This window comes from Desulfallas sp. Bu1-1 (genome assembly GCF_015594625.1).
GTDB lineage: Bacteria > Bacillota > Desulfotomaculia > Desulfotomaculales > Desulfallaceae > JADNRQ01.
Genome location: NZ_JADNRQ010000001.1, coordinates 115,057 through 136,923 on the forward strand (window position 1 = coordinate 115,057; position 21,867 = coordinate 136,923).

Here is a 21,867-nt window from a genome sequence, read left to right on the forward strand (position 1 = left end):
GTATAAGTTTATCAAAGGGGGAGAGGAAATTGTCACAAGAAGACAAATGCAGTACATGCAATCAAAAAACGGAGGGGTGCTCGCCGGATACATGCGGTATCCAAACGCTGCCCCAGAATGAGTATAACGATATCAGGCATGTAATTGCCGTGATGAGCGGCAAGGGCGGGGTGGGCAAATCTTCGGTATCCGCCTTGGTAGCCCTTAGCCTGGCCCGCAAGGGTTACCAGGTGGGCATTCTGGACGCCGACATTACCGGCCCCAGCATACCCAAGATGTTCGGCATCAGCGGGCTTCCCGACCGGGATGAAAATGTGCTTTACGCCAAAATGACGGGCAAGGGCATTAAAGTAATGTCGTTGAACTTGTTGCTGGAAAACGAAGACCAGCCCGTGATCTGGCGGGGGCCGATCATTGCCGGAGCCGTCAAGCAGTTCTGGACCGACGTGGCCTGGGGCAAGGTTGATTGCCTGGTGGTGGACCTGCCGCCCGGGACGGGCGACGTACCCCTGACCGTAATGCAGTCGCTGCCCTTGGATGGCATAATCATCGTCACTTCGCCCCAGGACCTGGCCAACATGGTGGTTAGAAAGGCAGTGAACATGGCCAGGCACATGAACGTCCCCATCCTGGGATTCGTGGAAAACATGAGTTACCTGCGTTGCCCGGACTGTGGCAGGGAAATCAAGGTTTTCGGTGAAAGTCGCGCCGCGTCGCTGGCCACATCCATGGGCCTGCGGTTGCTGGAGAGGCTGCCCATCGACCCCGCCCTGGCCGAACTCTGCGATGCCGGGCGGATCGAACAGTACGAGCCGGAATTGTTTCAGGGCCTGGAGGATGTTCTGGGCAAGCAATTAAAGAACCTGTGCTAAAATGGAATCTTGTGCTTTGTAAAGCGTAGACGATGGCCCTTCCGGGATTGGAGGGGCATTTTGTTTATAAATGCCATGGATCGCCTATGGACTGACGCCTGTTAATTAATTAAAATAAAGAGAGGGCCGGCGGGACAAATTTTGGCCTTTTTCCAACAGACGCCCGCGTTGCTGGCGCTTGATCCCGTCATAGCCGGAGCCTTGGCCCCGTAGAGGGCGTGAAGAGTGGTTTATTCCACATATTTTTACCGGTACGGGCAAGGTTTTTGTGCGAAATACCACAAAAAAATAATGCTGCCGGGAAGGAATAATGCAAATTGTAACGAATAGCTTACGTATGTAAGTTTTTTCAATGGTACCGGCGAATAACCGCATCTTGGTCCAAAACGCTGCGGGGCGTTGGTTGGGCTGAGTTTTTCGCGTCTTTGTGACTGTGCGGTTGCAGTTATAGTATGGCCTATTGAAATTTCATTTAATTCTGGAAGGGGGTGGAGTTAGGTAAACTAAACTGCCCGTTGACGGATATCTTTGGTCTTTAACATGTACTTAACCAAAGGAGGTATTGCAGTGGCTTTTGAACCCAAAGAACCGCAAAAAGAAATAAAGTACTCCGAAATGCGGATCTACACCGACGAAGAATTGAACAACTACACGGAAGAAGAACTGAAAAACTTTAAAATCAAGCATGACATTCCCGACCTGGAAGAGCTCGAAAAAGGGCCGTGGCCCAGCTTTGTGTCCGACGCCAAGCAGGGCGCCCTGCACAGGAGAAAGCTTGCCGACGACAGAATGTTGATTGACCGGGACGTAATCGAGGACATGCTCGGCCAGCTTCAGGTTTCTTTCAATGACGGTGAAACTCACTGGAAACACGGCGGTATTGTGGGTGTGTTCGGATACGGCGGCGGCGTTATCGGTCGTTATTCCGACCTGCCGGAAAAATTCCCCTCCATCGCCCATTTCCACACCATTCGCGTGAACCAGCCGGCCAGTAAGTTTTACAATACCGACTTCCTGAGAACCATCTGCGACCTGTGGGAATACCGGGGCAGCGGCATGATGAACCTGCACGGCTCCACCGGCGACCTGGTATTGCTTGGCACCACCACCGAGCAGCTTGAACCCATTTTCTTTGAACTGACCAACGAACTGGATCAGGACCTGGGCGGCTCCGGCTCGAACCTGCGCACGCCTTCCTGCTGCATCGGTAAGGCACGTTGCGAATTTGCCTGCTATGACACCCAGGACCTGAGCTATGAACTGACCACTTATTACCAGGACGAATTGCACCGCCCGGCGTTCCCCTACAAGTTCAAGTTCAAGTTCGACGGCTGCCCCAACGGCTGTGTGGCCTCCATCGCCCGTGCCGACATGTCCTTCATCGGCACCTGGAGAGACGAAATCCGCATTGATCAAGACGCAGTTCAAGGCTATATCGCCGGTGACTTCGCTCCCAACGGCGGCGCTTTTGCCGGTAGGGACTGGGGTAAATTCGATATTCAAAAAGAAGTTATCGACCTGTGCCCCTCCAAGTGCATGAAATATGAAGACGGCGTGCTGACCATCGACAACAGCGAATGTGTCCGTTGCATGCACTGCATCAACACCATGCCCAGGGCTTTGAAACCGGGTAAAGATACCGGTATCAGCATTCTGTGCGGCGCCAAGGCTCCCATCCTGGAAGGCGCTCAGATGTCCACCCTGATCGTTCCTTTCATGAAGCTGGAACCTCCTTATGACAACGTCAAGGAATTCATCGAGAAAGTCTGGGAGTTCTGGATGGAGGAAGGCAAGAACCGCGAGCGCCTGGGCGAACTGATCCAGCGTTTCGGCCTGCCCAAGTTCCTGGAAATCATGGAACTGCCGCCCGCACCGCAAATGGTCAAGATGCCGCGTGAGAACCCGTACATCTTCTGGAAGGAAGAGGATGTGCCCGGCGGTTGGGACAGGGATATCAAAGATTATCGGGCCAGACATAAGAGATAAGGGATAGGAGGTTAGTGTAATGGCTTTATCTTTAGAAAGACTCGGCAAATACGATCCTGCGGATCCGCAAAAGAACAGGCGTACGGACCTTGGTCCCAGGCACTTCTGGCAGTATTTCCCTCCTGTCATTCAAAATAACTACGGCAAGTGGGCTTATCACGAAGTACTTGAGCCGGGTATTTTGGTGCACGTATCGGAAACGGGAGACAAGGTATATACCGTGAGATGCGGTGCGGCCCGCTTCATGACCGTTCAACATGTCCGGGAGATCTGTGACATTGCCGACAAGTACTGCGACGGCTATGTTCGTTTCACCACCCGGAACAACATCGAGTTCATGGTGGACAGCGTGGAAAAACTGGAGGCCCTGAAAAAAGACCTGCAAAGCCGCAAGTTTGCCGGCGGCAGCTACAAGTTCCCCATCGGCGGGACGGGCGCCGGTGTGACCAATATTGTGCACACCCAGGGCTATATCCACTGCCATACCCCGGCCACCGATGCCTCCTCCATGGTTAAGGCGGTCGCGGATGCGCTGTTTGACGAGTTCCAAAACATGCAGCTTCCGGCGAAGGTCAGGGTTTCCATGGCCTGCTGCCTGAACATGTGCGGCGCCGTGCACTGCTCGGACATCGCCCTGCTGGGCTACCACCGCAAGCCGCCGATCATTGACCATGATATTATCGACAAGGTCTGTGAAATTCCGCTGGCCATCGCCGCCTGCCCGGTGGGCGCCATTTCGCCCGATAAGACTCCGGAAGGCGGTAGAACGGTTAAAATCAAGAAAGACCGCTGCATGTTCTGCGGTAACTGCTACACCATGTGCCAGGCTCTGCCGCTCTCGGACAAAGAGGGCGACGGCGTGACGATCCTGGCCGGCGGCAAGATCTCCAACCGGATCAGCCCGCCCAAGTTCTCGAAAGTTGTCGTGCCCTGGCTGCCGAACAACTTCCCGCGGTTCCCGGAAGTGGTCGAGAACGTGAAGAAGATTCTCAACGCCTATGCCCAAAACGCCAACAAGTACGAGCGTCTGGGCGACTGGGCCGAGCGGATCGGCTGGGAGAAATTCTTCGAGAAGTGCGGTCTCGAGTTCACCGAGCACCTCATTGACGACTACCGCCTGGCCTATGACACCTGGCGGACCAGCACCCAGTTCAAGTTCACCGATGCGGCCTGGAATGTATCAAAAGCCGCCGGTGGGATAGACTAATTTATACTTGAGAAAATTTATACGGGGACAGACCTGTTGCTTTACAGAACAGGGCTGTCCCTGTATTTAAAAGGAGCGAGGATATTATGGCGATGGAAGACATTAAAAAAGCAATCGTTGAGTTTGCCGAAACCAACAAAAAAACCAAGTTTTATTTTAAAGATATAGAGAAAGCCGTCCAGAAAGTGATTCCGGACGCCAAAATGAGAGAGATTAAAAAGGCCTGCACGGAACTGATCAATGACGGCACTTTAATTTACTTCTCCACCGGCAGCAGCACCATGTACGGCCTCAAGGGCAGGGGCATGACCGAAGATCCGGAGTAAACCCTGGTATTGGGGAGAGGTTGCCGTCCTTTACGGGTGGTGGCCTCTCTTTTGTGTTAAAATCTGGATGGAAAGGCGGATAGCATGAAAACACCGCAGGATTCCAACGAATTTATCCGGCAGCAAATTGACATGCTGAACGAAAACCCGGAGTGTGCCAATGCCCAGTACAACCTGGGCGTTATGCTGATGCAGCAGGGGAAATTAAAAGAGGCCATCCCATATTTTGAAGAGGCCATTGCCAACAGCGGCCGCATGTTCGAGGCCTGCGTGAACCTGGGTTACATTTATTTCAAACTGGGAGATCTGGAGAAAGTTGTGGAGGCCAATCAAAAGGCCGTGGAAATGGAGCCCAGGTATGCCCGGGGGTATGCCAACCTGGGATTTGCCTACCTGCAGATGGCTAGAACGGACGAAGCCATTAAGGCGCTGGAGAAAGCCATCGAGCTTAACCCCGGCATTGCCCAGGCCTGGAGCAACCTGGTCAATGCCTACCTGCAGAAAGACGACCTGGACAAGGCGATCGAGACCGGTGAAAAACTGGTGGAATTTGCTCCGGAATTTGCCCTCGGCCATAATAATCTTGCCTATGCTTATTACCTGAAGGAAGATTACGCCAGGGCCATCAAGCACCTGGACAAGGCAATTGAGCTGGGATTCAAGCCTCACCCCCAATTTATCAAGGAACTGGAGCCGTATCGCAAATGAATGACTACAATGATATCATCCAAGAATACGAACAACTGGCGGCAAAGGCGGACCGGGCATTCCGGGAAATGCAACGGCAGTACGGAAAATGCGTCAAGTGCCATGAGCAATGCTCAGATTGCTGCAACGCGGTGTTCGGGCTTTTTCTCGTGGAATCCTTATACCTCAGCCGGCATTTCAACGCGCTGGACGAGGAGTCCAGGCGGATAATTCTCGCCCGGGCGGACCAGGCGGATCGGGACCTGCTGGAAATGCAAAAGAGGCTGGAACAGCTTGGCGACGACCCGCAAAAATTAAGCGAGGCCATAGGCAGGGAAAGGGTCCGGTGCCCGCTGCTCAGCGAAGAACATAAATGTTCCCTTTACCCTTACAGGCCCGTCACCTGCCGGGTATACGGCATTCCAACCGTTATTAACGGGAAAATTCATGCCTGCTGGAAGGCGGGGTTTGAAAAAGGCAAAGCGTACCCCGCTTTTGACCTGGACGGCATTTACAAAGAATTATATAGATTATCGAAAAAAATTTTGGAACGGGCCGGCCAAACCGACCTGGACAGGGCATCCCTCCTGGTCAGCGTCTCCAAATCCATCAAGACCCCACCGGATAATTTAACCAGTACCGGGTAAGCTTCAAGTCACAAAAAAACACTCCTGCCTATTGATCCAGGAGTGTTTTTATTTCAGCGTCGGTTCATCTTTTCCAGCGCTTCGGCGGCCAGCCGGCCGACTGTCTTCATTTCCAGCCGCCCGCCTGTATAAATACCGGTTTCATGTTCGTCACTGCGAGCGCCCTCCAGCGCTTTTTTTACTTCCGCCGTGCCGGGCTTTGTCCCCGAATAATCAAGTTTCCCCAGCAGCCAGGCCGCGTAGCCCCGGGTTTCCGGCTTGCCGTCGCGCAGGTAGCTTGCGAAAAACACGCCGGACTTTTGAATTAGTTCGGGTTTGGCCTCCGCAATCACTCCGAGCGCCCTGAGGACATCGGGCCGCAACTCCTCGTCTTCCAGAAACTGGTACAGGGTGGGGATGTACCCCGCAAACATGCCGGGTGAGCCTGCGATGATCGCCCCGATGGCGTCGATGGCCCCCCAGTTTGACGCCCCGTAGTCGGCGTTGGAAACGGAGGTGAACAACCTTTGCAGCAGCTTGGCGACAGCGCCCGGGTCCCTTTGAGCAATTACCTTGCAGGCCCTGCCCAGGGCGTCCGCCGCTTTGAACCGCAGCACCCGGTCACCCGTGTAAAGCAGGCGCTGCAGGTCCCTGATGATTCTGTTATCCCGCCCGGCGGCATCCTGCAGCGGCTCCAGCCGGTATTCCCTTACCCATTCCTCGACATCTCGCCTGGTGAAGCTCTTTTGCGCGTTCCGTTTGACGGGGGGCTCGGGGGAAACCGGCATGAACCGGCGCAATTTTTTTTGTACGCCCTGGCCGGTGACTTCCCGGATATCATTGTGCAGCCTTACGAAATAAAGGGCGCCGGAGATGCGCCTGCCTTCGTAAGACCCCGCCGGGACAATCAAATTGCTTTCAATATCGTAATGTTCCACCAGCGCTTCGAGGTAATCTTCCTCCGGCAGGAGGTTCCAGGCCAGGTCCCAGTCCATGTTGCACCCGAATACCAGGGCCTCGGAAAACGCAGCGCCGAGATTGTGCCCGGTAGCGTCGAACGCGTACACGGCGCCGCAGGAACAGGACCCCACGGGCATTTCCCCGGGCCTGTGCACGTCCGGCTCTTTGGGCCGCGCAATGGGTAGCCCGCAAAAAGGGCATGTGGGCCTGACCCTGGTGTCGCGGCATTCTCTATAATTATTCATGATGGAATGTTGCTCATCCTCTCGTGCCAGGTGTTGAAAGATTGAAAGTTGCGGTTTACTCCGGGCCGGGGATTTCAAAGGAGGTGCAACTGTTTCCCGAGCTGCAGGACTTGGTTGTAACGCCGGGCTTGTTGCCGCCCTTGCCCGACCCCATCACATAATTGGTTTTACTGATCACACGCTCAAAGGAGTCGGAGCCGCATTCGGGGCAGGCGATCTCCACTTGCTCCATTGAACCCGATATGAACAGCTTCTCAAAAAGTTTACCGCATTTTAAGCACCGAAATTCGAAGATAGGCATGATTTCACATCCCTCTAATATTTATTAATGTAGAAAAATATCTTGGGGCTTACTTTTTAAGTATAACAGCACCTTGTATAAGCGTCAAACCGGCGAGACGAGGTCTCATTTCCTATTTTCGAGGGACTGGTTCCTTCCCGGTAACCTAATGAAATTATGTCTGGTATATTGTGTCCGTTGACAGGTTGGTTAATGACATGCTAATCTACAATTAAGCGTATCCCTTAAACTTGAAATAAAAGAAACATAAATGCCGCTTTAGTGGCCGCCGTTTGGGGAAATCCCAAAGTGGTGGTCATTTTATCTGGATGGGCGAATCGCTGTCGTCATTTTTTGCGCGTATTCGTCCAATCCCGAAAAAAACCAGTTGTGATTATTGATTTCCGGAAGGAATAATTTCGCAAGCAACGAATAATGTATAGGGGATTTGTACGGTTTACCCGTCATCTGTTCGATGGGCGGCCCCGCCCGGAGAGGAGAGCTTTTGGAGCCGGGCCGCCTGCAAGAAGTAGAAAGCGAATGCCGTTAAGGAGGTGAACTCAATGTACGTAGTTACCGTTGACCGTGACCTGTGCGAGGGTTGTGGCGAATGCGCCGACAACTGCCCGGCTTCCATTTTGGAAATGGTGGACGGCAAGGCCGACGTGACCGGCAGCCTTGACGACTGCCTGGGCTGCGAGACCTGCGTCAGCGTGTGCCCCAGCGGAGCCGTAAAAGTGGAAGAAAATTAATATTGGCATGAGTTTTGACCAGTGCGCTCAGGGCTATGCTCCGAGGGAGGTGTGCGAGTGAAATTACTAATTGGACAAATACTTCCGTATATAACTGTAACATTGTTTACCCTGGGGATACTTTACCGTTTGGGCCGCTGGGCGGGAGCTCGGATTATCCATAACATCACCCTTTCGCCCTGGTTGCAAAACAATACCCAGGTTGCTGTAAGAATAGGCTCGGAAGCGTTTTTGTTCCGTAACCTGTTCAGGTTTGATTTAGCCCTGTGGGCCGGCGCCTTTTTAATGCATTTTGCTCTGTTGAACATTCTCGGCGGGCATATTGTGGGCTTTGGCTTTTTGGGCGAGCAGTTTGCACTGATCCCGTTCCTGGGCATCACGCCGGAACTCAGTAAGGAAATGTCCGACCTGCTGGGTACGGTTTTCGGTATTTTGTTGTTTGTTGCCTTGCTGTACCTGTTGTACAGGCGTTTAGCCCTCACCCATGTTAAACAGGTGACCAGGCTGAGCGACAATTTGTGGCTTGTTTACCTGCTGGTGCTGGTCGGCGTCGGCAACATCATGCGTCTTGTTCCCGCTTTTCACATTGAATACGAACTGGTGCGCGACTACATCGTGGCGCTGGCCCTGTTCCAGCCCGTGGTGCACATGGAACTCCTGAATAGCGGATTTTTCCTGACTCACTACCTGCTGGTGCAGATTTTGCTGATCGTGTTCCCGTACAGCAAGCTGATGCACCTGTTCGGCATGTTCGCCGAGCGCTGGATTGTCAACCGGGTCTATCATGATCCCGCCCCCGGTTTGCCCAATGTCGACGTAGCCGCGGCCCGCGCGGCCGGTATCGGCGTGCCTGCGGATGCCGCTGAAGAGGGGGTGTAAGTTATGCCTGAGTATAAAGGTATGGTACAACCGGTTCGGGCCACACCGGAGGAAATGCGTAAAATTCACATTGAACCCGTACCCGACGAGCAAAAACCGCAAAAGGCGCTGGAATACCTGGACCAAATTCGCAAAAAATTCCGTTCCTTTGTTATGGCCATGGAGTCATGCACCAAGTGCGGCCAGTGCGCGGAAAACTGCCACACCTACCTTGGCACCCGGGACCCCAACAATATACCTACCAACCGGGCGGAATTAATCCGTAAGATTTACAAGCGTTACTTTACCCTGGAAGGGCGCTGGTTCGGCAAGCTGGTGGGGGCTGAAGACATCAGCCTGGACGTCATCGAGCAGTGGTATTCTTATTTCTACCAGTGCAGCCAGTGCCGCCGTTGCGCGCACGTTTGCCCCTTCGGCATCGACACCTGCGAGGTAACCTTTATTGGCCGCCAGATTTTGCACTGGCTGGGTATCACGCCCAAGCTGCATGCCAGCGTGGGCGCCGCCATGGAAAAGGTGGGCAACCACACCGGCCTTCCCAAGCCAGGTATTGTGGACACCCTGGAATTCATGTCCGAGGAAATCATGGACGAGTTCGGCGTGGAAGTTGAGTTTCCCGTTGACAAGCCAGACTCCGACATCATGTATATTCCATCCTCGGCGGACTTCCTGCTCAACCCCTACACCCTGATGGGCGCGGGCATGTTCTTTACCTATATCGGCGCCAACTGGACCATCCCCAGCACCGTCACCGAGGCGGGCAACTTCGGCCTGCTGTTCGACCAGTACTGGACTCAGCGGGGCAACGTGATGCGCCTGTTAAACGCGGCCCAGGAACTGGGTGTCAAGAAGATCGTCTGGGGCGAATGCGGTCACGGCTGGCGGGCGGCCAAGATGTACATCCCGTCCCTGGCCGACAGGCCGGTCAGGTGGCCCATCACCCATATTCACGATGAAATTGCCGACCTGATCCGGAAGAATGAGCTGAAGCTTGATCCTTCCAAGAACTCCAAGCCCGTTACGCTGCACGACCCCTGTAACTACGTGCGCGCCTGCGGCTTGAACGAAAACATGCGCACCATTATCCGTGCGGTAACCACCGACTTCAGGGAAATGACGCCCCACGGCGCGGATAACTTCTGCTGCGGCGGCGGCTCGGCGATTCTGTTTGACGATCCCGAAATGTACCAGCGCCGGATTCTGCTCAGCAAGAAGAAGGCGGAGCAAGTCCGGGCCACCGGTGTGGGTAAGAACGGCGACGGGATTCTGTGCGCGCCGTGCTCCATTTGCAAGGCCCAGCTGTACCCGATGGTGGAAGAACACGAACTGGGCGTGGAGGTCAAGGGACTGGTCGACCTGGTCGGCAAGGCCCTGGTTTGGAAATAGCGGTCGCCGGTTAACATATTATGGAGGTGCGTGAAAGCGATGCCTAGCACAATCATCAACGGCGTGGAAATTGAACTGGACGAGGACGGTTTCATGATTGATCCGGACCTGTGGAACGAAGATGTGGCCAGGGCTCTTGCCGCCTCCGAGGGAATTGACGAGTTAACCGAGGACCACTGGAAGATTATCAATTACCTGCGTGACTACTTCAAGCAATACCACATTGCGCCCATGGTCCGCAAACTGTGCAAGGAAACGGGTTGCAGTCTGAAATATATTTACGATTTGTTCCCCTCCGGCCCGGCCAAGGGGGCCTGCAAGCTCGCGGGCCTGCCCAAGCCCACCGGCTGCGTGTAATAGTCGCCGGTGGTGGGTCGTCGGTAGAACAATTATGCCTGGCGTTTAGATAGGAGACATTTGTCAATGCAAGGCAAGTTTTAAGTGTTTGGTTTTATGAACCTTTGATTTAGTTTGGGTTGTTTCAGGCACAGGTAATGCCCGGCGTGTAAAGCGCCGGGAAAGCCCCGTGCCTGTTATTTTTGATAGGAGCGGAGCACCGGGTGCAAGCACCAGGTGTCATACCGACGACCGACCACTGACCACCGAAATCGAGAGGCGGTGACAAAGATGAGGCAATGCAATATCCCCCGCCTGGTGATCGCGGCGCCCCACGGCCGGTCGGGTAAAACCACGGCCACCATCGGGCTTTTGTCCGCGCTGAAATCTGGCGGTTATCGCGTACAACCTTATAAGAAGGGGCCGGACTTTATCGATCCCAGCTGGATGACGAGGATTACCGGGCGCCCCTGCCGCAACCTGGACAGCTTCTTAATGGACCGGGAGGCCATCCGCGCCTCGTTCGTGCGCAGCGCCCTCGATGCCGATATCGCGGTGGTGGAAGGGGCCATGGGATTGTTTGACGGCGTGGACCTGGAGGGCAGCGGCAGTACGGCTGAAATCGCCAAAACCATAGGGGCGCCGGTGCTGCTGGTGGTGGATACCACCCGTATGACCAGGAGCGTTGCGGCCATGGTGTCCGGTTACATGCATTTTGATCCAGGCGTGCATGTGGCCGGGGTGATTCTGAACAAGGTGGCTCGCCCGCGCCACGAGCAGATGCTCCGGGCAGCCATAGAGCGTTATTGCGGCATACCGGTGCTGGGGGTTATTCCCAAAGGCAAAAAGTTTAATATTCCGGACCGTCACCTGGGACTAATCCCAGCCGCCGAGGACGACGCATTGGCCGCGGCGGTGGACGATGCCGGAAGCGCCGCCGGGGATTACCTTGACCTGCCGGGGATCGTGGAAATTGCCAAACAAGCGGGACCAATCCAAGCCGGGCACCCGCTGCTTGACGTGCCCGTGATGCAGCTGCCGGGGCTGGACGGGCTGCGGCCCGCCGTACCCCGCATCAGAGTGGCGGTGTTTTTGGACCGGGCTTTTACGTTTTACTACCCGGAAAACCTGGAAGCCCTGGCCGCCGCGGGAGCGGAACTGGTTCCGGTCAACGCCCTGCAGGACAATCGCCTGCCGGACGTGGATGCGGCTTACATCGGCGGAGGATTTCCCGAGATGTTCGCCGCCGGGCTGGCGGCCAACGAGGGGCTGAGTCGTGATTTGCGGAATCGCATTGAGGTGGGCTTGCCGGTATACGCGGAATGTGGCGGATTGATGTACCTGGGTCGCAAGCTGATCTGGAACGGCAGGGAATACGCCATGTCGGGCGCGTTGCCCTTCGACGTGACCATGACTGACCAGCCCCAGGGGCACGGGTATATTACCCTGGAGGTGGAAGGGGAAACCCCCTATTTTAAGGCGGGAGCAAGCGTGCGCGGGCACGAGTTCCACCATTCCCGCGTGGTTAACCTGGAAAATGACAAAGTAAGGTTCGCTTTCCGGGTGACCAGGGGCTACGGAATTGACGGAACACACGACGGGGTAATTTATAAAAATGTACTGGCCTGTTACACTCACCTGCACGCGCTGTCAAGCCCAGGCTGGGCGGAAAAACTGGTGGCGGCGGGGGAGAATTACAGGGCCCGGAGCACGCATTAATCCAACGAGCCGCAAGACGACTCGGCGGCTTTTCGGAGTGAAATGCACGCTGGATGCCGGACCCCGGCTCGTCTTTTAATCGTCGGTAGCAGGTTGCTCCCGGCGATTTTTTTTACGATATTCGTAAAACGCTCCGTAAAAGAAGGCCATTAACCCGCCGACACCTAAAAAAATTAAAAAGGCTATGGTTTTATAATTCATAACGATAACAACTCCCGGTTTGATTTAGTGATCAACCCTGTCATAACCCGCGGTGCTACCCGCATCAAGCATTTCCGCCACGTTATTTCATTTTGCCGCATTTGGATAAATTTATCCACATCGATTGTTCCGGCCAGGGTATTCACCCCCCATCCTGTAAGTTAAGCTACGCAATTTGACGCGCCGGGGAATCCGTAAAACCAGTTGCTTGTTTAGCTTACCGTCAGTTATTCTACCCGCCCTGTTGTAAATCCTTGCCTGCAGGCTAAAATCTTTTCACCGGCACATAGGTTTTGACATTTTAAGAAACACTATTTAAAAAATGCTCGGGGGGTGCCGTTTATTGAAGCTTCGTATAATTGTGACCAGGTTGTTGCCGGTGTTGCTGGGGACACTGGTCATCTATGCCATTGCCCTGGTCATAATTGAAGGTAACCTGGCCTGCGCCCAGAGAAAAACACTCTTTTGGGGCAGCCGGGGCGGTGATGTGGTGACAGTGCAGCAAAAACTCAGGCAATGGGGATATTACCATGGATTTACGGACGGCGTTTACGGCTCCGCAACTTACCGCGCGGTACTGGATTTTCAGCGGAAAAACGGGTTGCGTCCCGACGGGGTGGTGGGTCCAAGAACCTGGGCGGCTCTGGGATACAACGTGCCGGCGAACGAGATAGCTTCCCCGGCCGCAGTTAATGCAAGCGTATCAAGGGGGGCGGTCAGTACCTCCCAGGACGTGCTTCTGATGGCCCGGGTCATCGAGGGGGAGGCGGCTGATGAACCGTTATACGGGAAAATAGCCGTAGGGGCTGTGATTATGAACAGGGTCAAAAGCTCCGCTTTTCCCAATACGGTGGCGGGCGTAATCTTCCAGCCCCATGCGTTTGAATCGGTAACCAACGGCCAGTACACCCGCCCGCTCACCAAGGAATCCATCATTGCGGCCAGGCAGGCCATGGCCGGTTACGACCCTACAGGCGGAGCCACGTTTTTCTGGAACCCGGCCAAAAATGTCAGCCCCTGGATTTGGGGCAGGCAAATTATCGCCCGGATCGGAAGACACGTGTTTGCCCGGTAGTTTTACCACCGGTTACCGGCTACTGACGACTAAGATGGGAGGCGGAATGAATGAGAAAGTGGATTACTTTGCTTGGCCTGGCCGCTTTGGCGGTGCTGGGGCTTGGATATTGGGGCTACCAGCAGTATACCAACAGGCAGTTGCTGCAAACGGCCCTGGGCAATAATTACCTCAGAGCGTTTTACAATGCATCCTACCACGTGCAAAACGCCCAGGTGCTGCTGGGGAAAAGCCTTGTTGCATCCGGGCCCGGCCAGTACGAGCAGCTCTTTGAACAAATTTGGATTCAGTCCAACCAAGCGCTGGACAACCTGTCCCAACTGCCGGTGGGAGACGCGCTGCTGGGCCGCACGAACAAGTTTATCACCCAGTTGGGGGATTATTCCCGCATGCTTTCCGAGCAGGTGGCTCTGGGCAAGCCCGTAACCGGGGAACAGTGGAACACGTTGAACCGGCTTTACAACCAGGCCTCCGACCTGAACAGTGAACTGCGGAAAATCCACGCAGATGTGGCGGACGGCAGGCTTAACTTTTTCGAACTCGCCGCGGCGGGTTCGACCCGGCTGGCCCGGGAAGGCCGAAAGCTGGCCAGCGCCAACTTTCAGGAAGTCGACCGGGAAATGCAGGGATACCCAACCCTGATTTATGACGGGCCGTTTTCCGATCACATGGAACGGAGCGAGGCCCGCGGTGTCACCGGGACCATGATCAATGAGAACGAGGCGAAGTCCATAGCCCGAAAGTTTTATGACAACAAGGGCGAGGATAATATCATCGCCCGGGTTACCGGTTCGGTGGAAGGCAATATTCCGGCTTACCGGGTGGAAATGGTGCGCCGCAGCGGGGGCAAGGTGAGGGGAGAACCGGCGGTCGCCGACATTTCCAAAAAGGGCGGCCACCTCATCTGGATGATCATTCCCCGCAACATAACGCGCGCCGGTTGGAGCATTGAACAAGCCGGGGCCAGGGCGGGGGAATACCTGGAAAGCCATGGTTATAGAAACATGACCATGAGTTATTACCAGCGCAACGACAATACGGTGACGTTCAACTATGCCCTTACGCAGGACGGGGTTATCATTTACCCCGACCTGGTCAAGGTCACGGTGGCCCTGGATAACGGTCAGGTGGTCGGTGTTGACGCCAGGGGTTACCTGATGTCGCACCGCAAGCGAAGCCTGCCCCGGCCCGGGCTGACGGAACAACAGGCCCGGACGCTGGTGAATGAAAAACTTAATCTACAGGGCCGGGGAAGGCTGGCGCTGATCCCGCTGGAAGTGGACAGGGAGAGGCTGACCTGGGAATTCAAGGGCACACTGGGGCCCGACACCTACCTGGTCTATATCAACGCCCTGGACGGCAACGAGGAAAAAGTGCTCAAGTTGATTCAAACCAGGGATGGCGCCCTGACCATGTGAACCACCTTGCGCGAGGTGGTTTTTTTGTAAAATCAACATGCACCCCCTGTTTGCCGGTTTACCGGTGGCACTGGTGTGCATGCTGTTCGGGGCGTTCGCCGGCGCAGGGCCGGGCGGGCGCACGCCCGGAGAGTGGTTGTTCCGGCTCTCCGGACAATAACTACCACAGCTAATTTACCGGTTATTTGTTGACACCCCGGGGGGGGCATGCTACAATATCGATATTCGCTGTAAATTCTATGAAAAATAGCTATGAAGGGGATTAAGGGAGTCTTATTACCATCCAGCGAGCCGGGGATGGTGCAAGCCCGGCAGGTAAAAGCACCCGTGCCACCCCGGAGCTGCCGGCCGAAATGCGCGATTAAGTAGGCTATGCCGGCTCGCCCCCGTTAAAGGGCTTAGAGCGGACCGTTTACCGGCTACTGCCGCAAGCGGTCAAATAGGGTGGTACCGCGAGTAAACCTCGTCCCTTGCCGGGGCGGGGTTTTTTATTGGTCGCCGGTCGTCAGTGGTTTTGAGGAGGGGTCCTACCAGGTGCATCCGGTGCACATGGAAGTTTCCGATTATATGACTTCGGTCAGAAAATCTTTTGCGGCAGGCGATCCGGCGGATTTCTGGAGTGAGTGGAGCACTGGATGCGGTGCTTAGCCCGTCATATCCCAAAAGCCATGACTACTTAGGGCGTGAAGAAGCAGGCTGGCAGTTTGCTGCAAGCTTTGACTAAAAGCTGCTCCAGCCACAAAGGTAAAATTGCGAAACGAACGATTGATACCGCCGGAGCGCCAAATACAGGTGTCGGTTTTTGCAGCGAAATCAAAAGTATTTTATACCGCTGGAAAGGGGTGACCAGATGAACGATTTAACCAGAGAAATTCTCGAACTGCTGGAAGACAACGCCAGGCTGACGCCTGAAGAAATTGCAGTCATGCTTGATGTCGAAGTAAACGTGGTGCGGCAGGTTATCCGGGAAATGGAAGACAAAAAAGTCATCCTCGGGTACATTACCCTGGTGAACTGGGAAAAAGTGGGGGAAGAGAAGGTCAGCGCCTTGATCGAGGTGCGCATCACACCCCAGCGAGACGTCGGTTTCGACGCCGTGGCCGAGCGCATCTACCGCTTCCCCGAGGTGCGCAGTATGCGCCTGATGAGCGGTACCTACGACCTGGCAGTGTTCTTGGAAGGCCGCAGCATGAAGGAAATATCCAACTTTGTTTCAACCAAGCTGGCCACCATCGAGGGAGTGGTCAGCACCACCACTCACTTCGTTCTGAAAACCTACAAGCAGGATGGAGTAATCATGGAAGACGGAGAGGAAGACAGGAGGCTGGTGATATCACCATGACGCAAAACAAGTGGGCGGCAAAAATCAACCCGGCGGTGCGCAATATACCGCCCTCCGGCATTAGAAAATTTTTTGACCTTGTTGCCGAAACCAGGGGTGTCATTTCTTTGGGCGTGGGTGAGCCGGATTTCGTCACTCCCTGGCACATCAGGGAAGCCTGTATTTATTCCCTGGAAAAGGGCTATACCATGTACACTTCCAACTGGGGGCTCCTGGAACTGCGCGAGGCCGTCGCCGCCGACCTGGAAGCGACTTACGGCGTCAAATACAACCCCAGGAATGAAATTTTGATCACCGTGGGAGTCAGTGAAGCGCTGGACTTGGCTATGCGCGCCCTGCTGCAGCCGGGGGATGAAGTGCTCATTCCCGAACCGTCATACGTTTCCTACGCCCCGTGCACGACCCTGGCCGGGGGTACGCCGGTATTCCTGCCCACCGGCCTGGAAAACGGTTTCCGCCTTTCGGCGGACCAGGTTCAGGCCGCCATTACCCCGCGGACCAAGATCCTGCTGCTGTGCTATCCCAACAATCCCACCGGGGCGGTGATGGACCGGGCGGAACTGGCCCGGATCGCCGAAGTGGCGGTGGAACACGACCTGATTGTCATTTCCGACGAGATTTACGACCGGCTGACCTACGTGGGACGGCACACCTGCATGGCATCGCTGCCAGGCATGCGGGATCGCACCGTGTTGCTCAACGGGTTCAGCAAGGCTTACGCCATGACGGGCTGGCGGGTGGGTTACGCCGCCGGCAATCCCGAGTTCATCGGCGCCATGGTCAAGATTCACCAGTATTCCATGCTGTGCACGTCCATCACCGGGCAGATGGCGGCACTGGAAGCCCTGAAAAACGGCAAGCCCGGCATGCGCCGCATGGTGGAACATTATAACCGCCGCCGGCACCTGGTGGTGCAGGCATTCAAGGATATGGGCGTGCCCTGTTTTGAACCCGGCGGGGCGTTTTACGCCTTTCCGCAGGTATCCGTCACCGGCCTTGGCTCCGAGGAATTTGCCGGGGAACTGCTCAAGGAGGAGCAGGTGGCACTGGTGCCCGGCAACGCCTTCGGCCGGTCGGGCGAGGGCTTTGCCCGGGTGTCCTACGCCGCGTCCCTGGATGATCTCAGCGAAGCCTTCCGCCGGATGGCCCGCTTTGTCCGCCGTCGTGGCGTGCGCCCGCGGGTGATCTCCACCCCGTTGACAATTTCGGCCCTTTAATTTTGGAAGGAATCTGTCAAAGTTTATAGAATAAAAAACTATTGATTATAAATATTAAAATTCATTGCAGGATGGGTGGATGGCAGCATGTTCAAACTGAACGCCATGACCATGCCCGAGTTCCTGGAAGCCCGGTATCAAAGCCGGGGTATTAAAATTTTTTCCGCCCTGGTTATTTTTATTTTCGTGGTGCCGTACTCGGCCTCGGTATACATGGGCCTGAGTTACCTGTTCAACCAGGTATTCGGCGTTCCTTACCTGTATGCTGCCGTATTCATGTGCATGCTCACCGCCCTGTACCTGGTGATGGGCGGGTACCGGGCCCTGGCCATGACGGACTTTTTCCAGGGTATGATCATGATCCTGGGCGTGGGCATGCTGTTGTATTACGTAATCTCGGTCCCCCAGGTAGGCGGCATTGCCGAGGGCGTGCGGCGCCTGGCCGAAATCAACCCGGCTTTGACCGCGCCGGTGGGCCCCCCGGGCTGGCTCCCGCTGGCTTCACTGGTGGTGCTGACCAGCCTGGGCACCTGGGGGCTGCCCCAGACACAACACGTGGAGAACCTTTTTGGTTCCTCTCCGGGGCGGGAACAGGGCAAGTTATATAAAAACAAGGAAGTGGAAAGCGTATGATTTGGGACCCCGGACACGAGTGCATGGACAGGGAGGAACTGCGCTCCCTGCAGTTGGAAAGGCTCAAGGAAACGGTGGCCCGGGTTTACAACCGGGTGCCGTTTTACCGCGCTGCCATGGACAAGGCCGGCGTGCGGCCGGAGGATATCCGCACCCTGGCCGATGTATCAAGACTGCCCTTTACCGATAAAACGGCGCTGCGGGACAATTATCCCTACGGCCTGTTCGCGGCACCGGTGAAGGAAATCGTCCGGTTGCACGCATCTTCGGGCACCACGGGCAAGCCCACCGTGGTGGGCTATACCCGCCGGGACCTGGAAAACTGGTCCGAACTGGTGGCCCGCATCGTCACCGCGGCCGGAGTTACCAGTGAAGACGTGGTACAAATTACCTTCGGCTACGGCCTGTTTACCGGCGCCTTCGGCCTGCATTACGGCCTGGAGAAGGTGGGGGCCACCATCGTACCGGCTTCGGTGGGCAATACCAGCCGGCAAATCATGTTGATGCAGGATTTCGGGACTACCGCCCTGGTGGGCACCCCGTCTTACGCGCTGCACTTGGCCGATGCCGCCCGTGCTATGGGCGTGGACCCGGCAACCCTGGGCATCCGCACGGGGCTGTTCGGCGCCGAGGCCTGGACCGAAAGCATGCGCGCCGAACTGGAGCGCACCTGGAACATGAAGGCCACGGACAACTACGGTCTCAGCGAGGTCATGGGCCCCGGCGTCGCGGGCGAGTGCGCCCTTGGGACGGGCCTGCATATTAATGAGGATCATTTCCTGGCGGAGATCATCGACCCAGAAACCGGCGAGCCGCTGGATTACGGCCGGGAGGGCGAGCTGGTCATCACCACGCTGACCAAGGAAGCGCTGCCCATATTGCGCTACCGCACCAGGGATATCACCGTGCTCACTGAAGAGCCATGCCCCTGCGGCCGGACCAACGCCCGGATGCGCAAGGTGCGCGGGCGCACCGACGATATGCTGATCATCTCCGGCGTCAACGTATTCCCGTCCCAGATTGAAACCGTGCTGATGAACATCAATGGGTTGTCCCCCCACTACCAGATCCTGGTAGACAAAAAGGGCTACCTGGATTACCTGGAGGTGCAGGTGGAACTGACGGACGAAATGTTCACCGGCCACTTCCGGGACCTGGAGACCCTGGAAGAGAAAATTCGCCAGAAGATATTCAGCGTGCTGTCGATCAACTGCAGGGTGAGACTGCTGGAACCCCGGTCCCTGGCCCGCAGTGAGGGCAAAATCAAACGGGTCATCGACAACCGCCCCAAATAGACATCGGACACCGGGCATCGTTTTGTTTTTATCCGGTGTCCGGTGCCTGACAACTGACCACCAACACTGGAGGGAAAAAACTTGAAAGAACTGCTTTCCGGCAACGCCGCCATCGCCAGGGGCGCTTATGAATTCGGAGTCACCCTGGCCGCCGGCTATCCCGGTACCCCCAGCACCGAAATTCTGGAAAACCTCGCCCGCTACGAGGAAGTGTACTGCGAGTGGGCGCCCAACGAAAAGGTGGCCCTGGAGGTGGGCATCGGCGCCGCCATGGCCGGGGCCAGAGCTCTGGTAACCATGAAGCACGTGGGGGTCAACGTGGCCGCCGACCCGTTGTTCACCGCCGCCTACACCGGGGTTAACGGCGGGTTGGTGCTGGTTTCCGCGGACGACCCCGGCATGCACAGCTCCCAGAACGAGCAGGACAACCGCTATTACGCCAGGTTCGCCAAGGTAGCCATGCTGGAGCCTTCGGACAGCCAGGAGGCCAAGGACATGGTGGGCCTGGGCCTGGAAATCAGCGAGCGGTTTGATATTCCCGTGATGCTGCGCATCACCACCCGGGTGGCTCACTCCCAAAGCATGGTGGAACTGGGCGAACCGGGCCCCAGGGAGATTAAACCGTATACCAAGGATGTCAAGAAAAACCTGATGGTGCCGGCCTTCGGGCGCCTGCGCCGGGTCAGTTTGGCGGAAAGGATGGCCCGGCTGGCGGAATACAGCGAAACCACCCCGGTCAACTTTATCGTCCGCGGAGACGATAATGTAGGCGTAATTACCAGCGGGATCAGCTACCAGTTTGTGCGGGAGGTACTGCCCGGGGCATCGGTGCTCAAACTGGGCATGACCAACCCGCTGCCCTTACAATTAATTAAACAATTTGCTTCCCGGGTGAAATCCCTGTACGTGGTGGAGGAACTGGAGCCTTACCTGGAAGAACAAATCCGCATGTTGGGGATAAAAGTGACCGGCAAGGAACTGTTCCCCGTCACCGGTGAATTCAGCCAGGGACTGGTCCGGCGCAAATTCGTTGAGGCCGGGGTGCTGCCGGCTCCGCCACAGGCGCAAGACAACACGGCCGGGTTGCCCCAGGCGCCGCCCCGCCCGCCGGTGCTGTGCCCGGGCTGCCCGCACCGGGGCGTGTTTTACACCCTGCGGAACCTGAAACTGACCGTCACCGGTGATATCGGCTGTTACACCCTTGGCGGGCTGCCGCCCCTGGAAGGTATTGACAGTTGCGTGTGCATGGGGGCCAGCATCGGGATGGCTCACGGCATCGACAAAGCGGTGCCCGGGCTGAAGGGACGCACCGTGGCCGTGATCGGCGATTCCACCTTCCTGCACTCGGGTATTACCGGGTTATTGAATGCGGTATATAACGGCAGTGATACCACTGTAATTATCCTGGACAACCGTACCACCGCCATGACCGGTCACCAGGACCACCCGGGCACCGGGCGGACCCTGAAGGGCGCCGGGGCGCCCGAGGTGGATCTGACCATGCTGTGCAAGGCACTGGGGGTGCAAAGGGTGGAAGTGGTGGATCCCCTGGACCTGGCCCGGTTGAAAGAGGTCATCAAGGCCGAGACGGCCGCGCCGGGCCCGTCGGTGATCATCGCCCGGCGCCCCTGCGCACTTCTCAAGCGGGAACCCAAACCGGCGGTTACGGTGGACCGGGAGAAATGCAAGGGGTGCAAAATGTGCCTGAAACTGAGCTGCCCGGCCATTTCGGTCACGGATAATAAATCTTCGGTGGATGCCAACCTGTGCGTGGGCTGCAACCTGTGCGTGCAGGTGTGCAAGACCGGGGCGATGAAAGGTGGGAGCGCGGATGCTTAAACCGGTGGATGTACTCATGGTGGGCGTCGGCGGCCAGGGCACCATCCTGGCCAGTAAAGTGCTGGCGGCGGCTGCCCGGGCGGCCGGATACGACGTCAAAATGTCCGAAATTCACGGCATGGCCCAGCGGGGCGGCAGCGTGGTCACCCAGGTGCGCCTGGGGGAAAAGGTTCACTCCCCGCTCATTTCCGAGGGCGAGGCCGACGTGATCCTGGCCTTTGAACAGCTGGAAGCGCTGCGCTGGCTGCCTTACCTCAAGCCGGGCGGAACAATCATCATCAATAACCAGCGGATTTACCCCGTGCCCGTGCTGGCGGGCGCGGCCGAGTATCCCGAAAATATTATCGGCAAAATCAAGGAGCGGGTAACCAGCGTGCTGGTGCTCGACGCCCTGCAGAAGGCGATAGAATGCGGCAACGCCAAAGCGGCCAACGTGGTGCTGCTGGGCGCCCTGGCCAAACAATTGCCCATTGAAGAAAAAATCTGGCGGGAAGCGCTGGCGGCCACAGTTCCGCCCCGGTTCCTGGAAGTGAACCAAAAAGCTTTCAACGAAGGTGCCAGGTGTTGAAAGGTTGAAAGTTATAAG

21 protein-coding genes, 1 pseudogene and 1 other annotated feature are annotated in these 21,867 nt (G+C 56.3%); of the genes and pseudogenes, 19 read left to right on the forward strand and 3 right to left on the reverse strand.

Annotated features, from left to right (window positions below; genetic code table 11):
* The first annotated feature begins 29 nt into the window (after positions 1–29).
* The 6 genes from IT084_RS00535 to IT084_RS00560 all read left to right on the forward strand — a co-directional run bounded on the left by IT084_RS00535 (position 30) and on the right by IT084_RS00560 (position 5,725).
* Positions 30–872, forward strand: coding sequence for an Mrp/NBP35 family ATP-binding protein (locus IT084_RS00535; RefSeq protein WP_195710161.1), 843 nt, complete (start codon positions 30–32; stop codon positions 870–872).
* 567 nt (positions 873–1,439) lie between these two features.
* Positions 1,440–2,858 carry a dissimilatory-type sulfite reductase subunit alpha gene (dsrA, locus tag IT084_RS00540; RefSeq protein WP_195710162.1) on the forward strand — a complete coding sequence of 473 codons (1,419 nt, stop codon included), beginning with the start codon at positions 1,440–1,442 and terminating at the stop codon, positions 2,856–2,858.
* Between the two features lie 19 nt (positions 2,859–2,877).
* A complete protein-coding gene (gene dsrB / locus IT084_RS00545) occupies positions 2,878–4,065 on the forward strand; it encodes a dissimilatory-type sulfite reductase subunit beta (protein ID WP_195710163.1) in 1,188 nt (395 codons plus the stop codon).
* An 86-nt stretch (positions 4,066–4,151) separates the two neighbouring features.
* Complete coding sequence (locus tag IT084_RS00550) at positions 4,152–4,391, forward strand: dissimilatory sulfite reductase D family protein (protein ID WP_243276622.1); 240 nt, start codon at positions 4,152–4,154, stop codon at positions 4,389–4,391.
* Positions 4,392–4,475: 84 nt separating this feature from the next.
* Positions 4,476–5,099, forward strand: a complete 624-nt coding sequence (locus IT084_RS00555) for a tetratricopeptide repeat protein (protein ID WP_195710164.1) — start codon at positions 4,476–4,478, stop codon at positions 5,097–5,099.
* Entirely contained in the window at positions 5,096–5,725 is a 630-nt protein-coding gene (locus tag IT084_RS00560) for a YkgJ family cysteine cluster protein (protein ID WP_195710165.1), read from the forward strand. Before IT084_RS00555 ends, IT084_RS00560 begins: the two co-directional genes overlap by 4 nt.
* 53 nt (positions 5,726–5,778) lie before the next feature.
* Here IT084_RS00560 and IT084_RS00565 read toward each other — a convergent pair whose 3' ends face one another.
* Together IT084_RS00565 and IT084_RS00570 are read right to left on the reverse strand one after the other, a co-directional pair.
* Positions 5,779–6,909 (reverse strand): DVU0298 family protein, encoded by a 1,131-nt coding sequence (locus IT084_RS00565; RefSeq protein WP_195710166.1) that lies wholly within the window; start codon positions 6,907–6,909, stop codon positions 5,779–5,781.
* Positions 6,910–6,964: 55 nt separating this feature from the next.
* On the reverse strand, positions 6,965–7,210 hold the full coding sequence (locus IT084_RS00570) for a zinc ribbon domain-containing protein (RefSeq protein WP_195710170.1): 246 nt from the start codon (positions 7,208–7,210) through the stop codon (positions 6,965–6,967).
* A 542-nt stretch (positions 7,211–7,752) separates the two neighbouring features.
* Between IT084_RS00570 and IT084_RS00575 the strand changes: the two genes are divergently transcribed.
* The 5 genes from IT084_RS00575 (at position 7,753) to IT084_RS00595 (ending at position 12,261) form a co-directional block, all read left to right on the forward strand.
* Complete coding sequence (locus IT084_RS00575) at positions 7,753–7,941, forward strand: 4Fe-4S binding protein (RefSeq protein WP_195710171.1); 189 nt, start codon at positions 7,753–7,755, stop codon at positions 7,939–7,941.
* 57 nt (positions 7,942–7,998) lie between these two features.
* Positions 7,999–8,820 (forward strand): respiratory nitrate reductase subunit gamma, encoded by an 822-nt coding sequence (locus IT084_RS00580; protein ID WP_195710173.1) that lies wholly within the window; start codon positions 7,999–8,001, stop codon positions 8,818–8,820.
* A 3-nt stretch (positions 8,821–8,823) separates the two neighbouring features.
* Positions 8,824–10,206, forward strand: a complete 1,383-nt coding sequence (gene dsrK, locus IT084_RS00585; RefSeq protein WP_195710175.1) for a sulfate reduction electron transfer complex DsrMKJOP subunit DsrK — start codon at positions 8,824–8,826, stop codon at positions 10,204–10,206.
* A gap of 39 nt (positions 10,207–10,245) precedes the next feature.
* Positions 10,246–10,563 carry a TusE/DsrC/DsvC family sulfur relay protein gene (locus IT084_RS00590; RefSeq protein WP_195710177.1) on the forward strand — a complete coding sequence of 106 codons (318 nt, stop codon included), beginning with the start codon at positions 10,246–10,248 and terminating at the stop codon, positions 10,561–10,563.
* A gap of 270 nt (positions 10,564–10,833) precedes the next feature.
* On the forward strand, positions 10,834–12,261 hold the full coding sequence (locus tag IT084_RS00595) for a cobyrinate a,c-diamide synthase (protein WP_195710179.1): 1,428 nt from the start codon (positions 10,834–10,836) through the stop codon (positions 12,259–12,261).
* 75 nt (positions 12,262–12,336) lie between these two features.
* Here the strand turns inward: IT084_RS00595 and IT084_RS18450 are convergent, their stop codons facing one another.
* Positions 12,337–12,462: a hypothetical protein gene (locus IT084_RS18450; protein WP_279327788.1), complete on the reverse strand. Its 126-nt coding sequence runs from the start codon at positions 12,460–12,462 to the stop codon at positions 12,337–12,339.
* Positions 12,463–12,805: 343 nt separating this feature from the next.
* Between IT084_RS18450 and sleB the strand changes: the two genes are divergently transcribed.
* From sleB to IT084_RS00635, 8 genes and pseudogenes are all read left to right on the forward strand, one after another.
* The gene (sleB, locus tag IT084_RS00600) at positions 12,806–13,537 is read left to right on the forward strand and encodes a spore cortex-lytic enzyme (RefSeq protein ID WP_243276624.1); all 732 of its coding nucleotides are present in this window, start codon (positions 12,806–12,808) and stop codon (positions 13,535–13,537) included.
* Positions 13,538–13,587: 50 nt separating this feature from the next.
* Complete coding sequence (gene ypeB / locus IT084_RS00605; RefSeq protein WP_195710182.1) at positions 13,588–14,955, forward strand: germination protein YpeB; 1,368 nt, start codon at positions 13,588–13,590, stop codon at positions 14,953–14,955.
* Between the two features lie 243 nt (positions 14,956–15,198).
* Positions 15,199–15,429, forward strand: a binding site (T-box leader).
* Positions 15,430–15,805: 376 nt separating this feature from the next.
* Positions 15,806–16,297: an Lrp/AsnC family transcriptional regulator gene (locus IT084_RS00610; protein ID WP_195710780.1), complete on the forward strand. Its 492-nt coding sequence runs from the start codon at positions 15,806–15,808 to the stop codon at positions 16,295–16,297.
* The gene (locus tag IT084_RS00615) at positions 16,294–17,514 is read left to right on the forward strand and encodes an aminotransferase class I/II-fold pyridoxal phosphate-dependent enzyme (protein ID WP_195710183.1); all 1,221 of its coding nucleotides are present in this window, start codon (positions 16,294–16,296) and stop codon (positions 17,512–17,514) included. The genes IT084_RS00610 and IT084_RS00615 overlap by 4 nt, the downstream gene beginning before the upstream one ends.
* Positions 17,515–17,601: 87 nt before the next feature.
* Positions 17,602–18,060, forward strand: a pseudogene (locus IT084_RS00620) (sodium:solute symporter); the annotation flags it as partial.
* 83 nt (positions 18,061–18,143) lie between these two features.
* A complete protein-coding gene (locus IT084_RS00625; RefSeq protein WP_195710184.1) occupies positions 18,144–19,442 on the forward strand; it encodes a phenylacetate--CoA ligase family protein in 1,299 nt (432 codons plus the stop codon).
* Between the two features lie 81 nt (positions 19,443–19,523).
* Positions 19,524–21,281: an indolepyruvate ferredoxin oxidoreductase subunit alpha gene (iorA, locus tag IT084_RS00630; RefSeq protein WP_195710185.1), complete on the forward strand. Its 1,758-nt coding sequence runs from the start codon at positions 19,524–19,526 to the stop codon at positions 21,279–21,281.
* Positions 21,274–21,849, forward strand: a complete 576-nt coding sequence (locus tag IT084_RS00635) for an indolepyruvate oxidoreductase subunit beta (RefSeq protein ID WP_195710186.1) — start codon at positions 21,274–21,276, stop codon at positions 21,847–21,849. Before iorA ends, IT084_RS00635 begins: the two co-directional genes overlap by 8 nt.
* Positions 21,850–21,867: the final 18 nt, after the last annotated feature.

Coding starts and splice junctions, on each gene's coding strand:
- dsrB (WP_195710163.1), top strand. CDS start 2,878: ATGGCTTTATCTTTAGAAAGACTCGGCAAATACGATCCTGCGGATCCG.
- IT084_RS00550 (WP_243276622.1), top strand. CDS start 4,152: ATGGCGATGGAAGACATTAAAAAAGCAATCGTTGAGTTTGCCGAAACC.
- IT084_RS00555 (WP_195710164.1), top strand. CDS start 4,476: ATGAAAACACCGCAGGATTCCAACGAATTTATCCGGCAGCAAATTGAC.
- IT084_RS00560 (WP_195710165.1), top strand. CDS start 5,096: ATGAATGACTACAATGATATCATCCAAGAATACGAACAACTGGCGGCA.
- IT084_RS00565 (WP_195710166.1), bottom strand. CDS start 6,909: ATGAATAATTATAGAGAATGCCGCGACACCAGGGTCAGGCCCACATGC.
- IT084_RS00570 (WP_195710170.1), bottom strand. CDS start 7,210: ATGCCTATCTTCGAATTTCGGTGCTTAAAATGCGGTAAACTTTTTGAG.
- IT084_RS00575 (WP_195710171.1), top strand. CDS start 7,753: ATGTACGTAGTTACCGTTGACCGTGACCTGTGCGAGGGTTGTGGCGAA.
- dsrK (WP_195710175.1), top strand. CDS start 8,824: ATGCCTGAGTATAAAGGTATGGTACAACCGGTTCGGGCCACACCGGAG.
- IT084_RS00590 (WP_195710177.1), top strand. CDS start 10,246: ATGCCTAGCACAATCATCAACGGCGTGGAAATTGAACTGGACGAGGAC.
- IT084_RS00595 (WP_195710179.1), top strand. CDS start 10,834: ATGAGGCAATGCAATATCCCCCGCCTGGTGATCGCGGCGCCCCACGGC.
- IT084_RS18450 (WP_279327788.1), bottom strand. CDS start 12,462: ATGAATTATAAAACCATAGCCTTTTTAATTTTTTTAGGTGTCGGCGGG.
- ypeB (WP_195710182.1), top strand. CDS start 13,588: ATGAGAAAGTGGATTACTTTGCTTGGCCTGGCCGCTTTGGCGGTGCTG.
- IT084_RS00610 (WP_195710780.1), top strand. CDS start 15,806: ATGAACGATTTAACCAGAGAAATTCTCGAACTGCTGGAAGACAACGCC.
- IT084_RS00615 (WP_195710183.1), top strand. CDS start 16,294: ATGACGCAAAACAAGTGGGCGGCAAAAATCAACCCGGCGGTGCGCAAT.
- IT084_RS00625 (WP_195710184.1), top strand. CDS start 18,144: ATGATTTGGGACCCCGGACACGAGTGCATGGACAGGGAGGAACTGCGC.
- IT084_RS00635 (WP_195710186.1), top strand. CDS start 21,274: ATGCTTAAACCGGTGGATGTACTCATGGTGGGCGTCGGCGGCCAGGGC.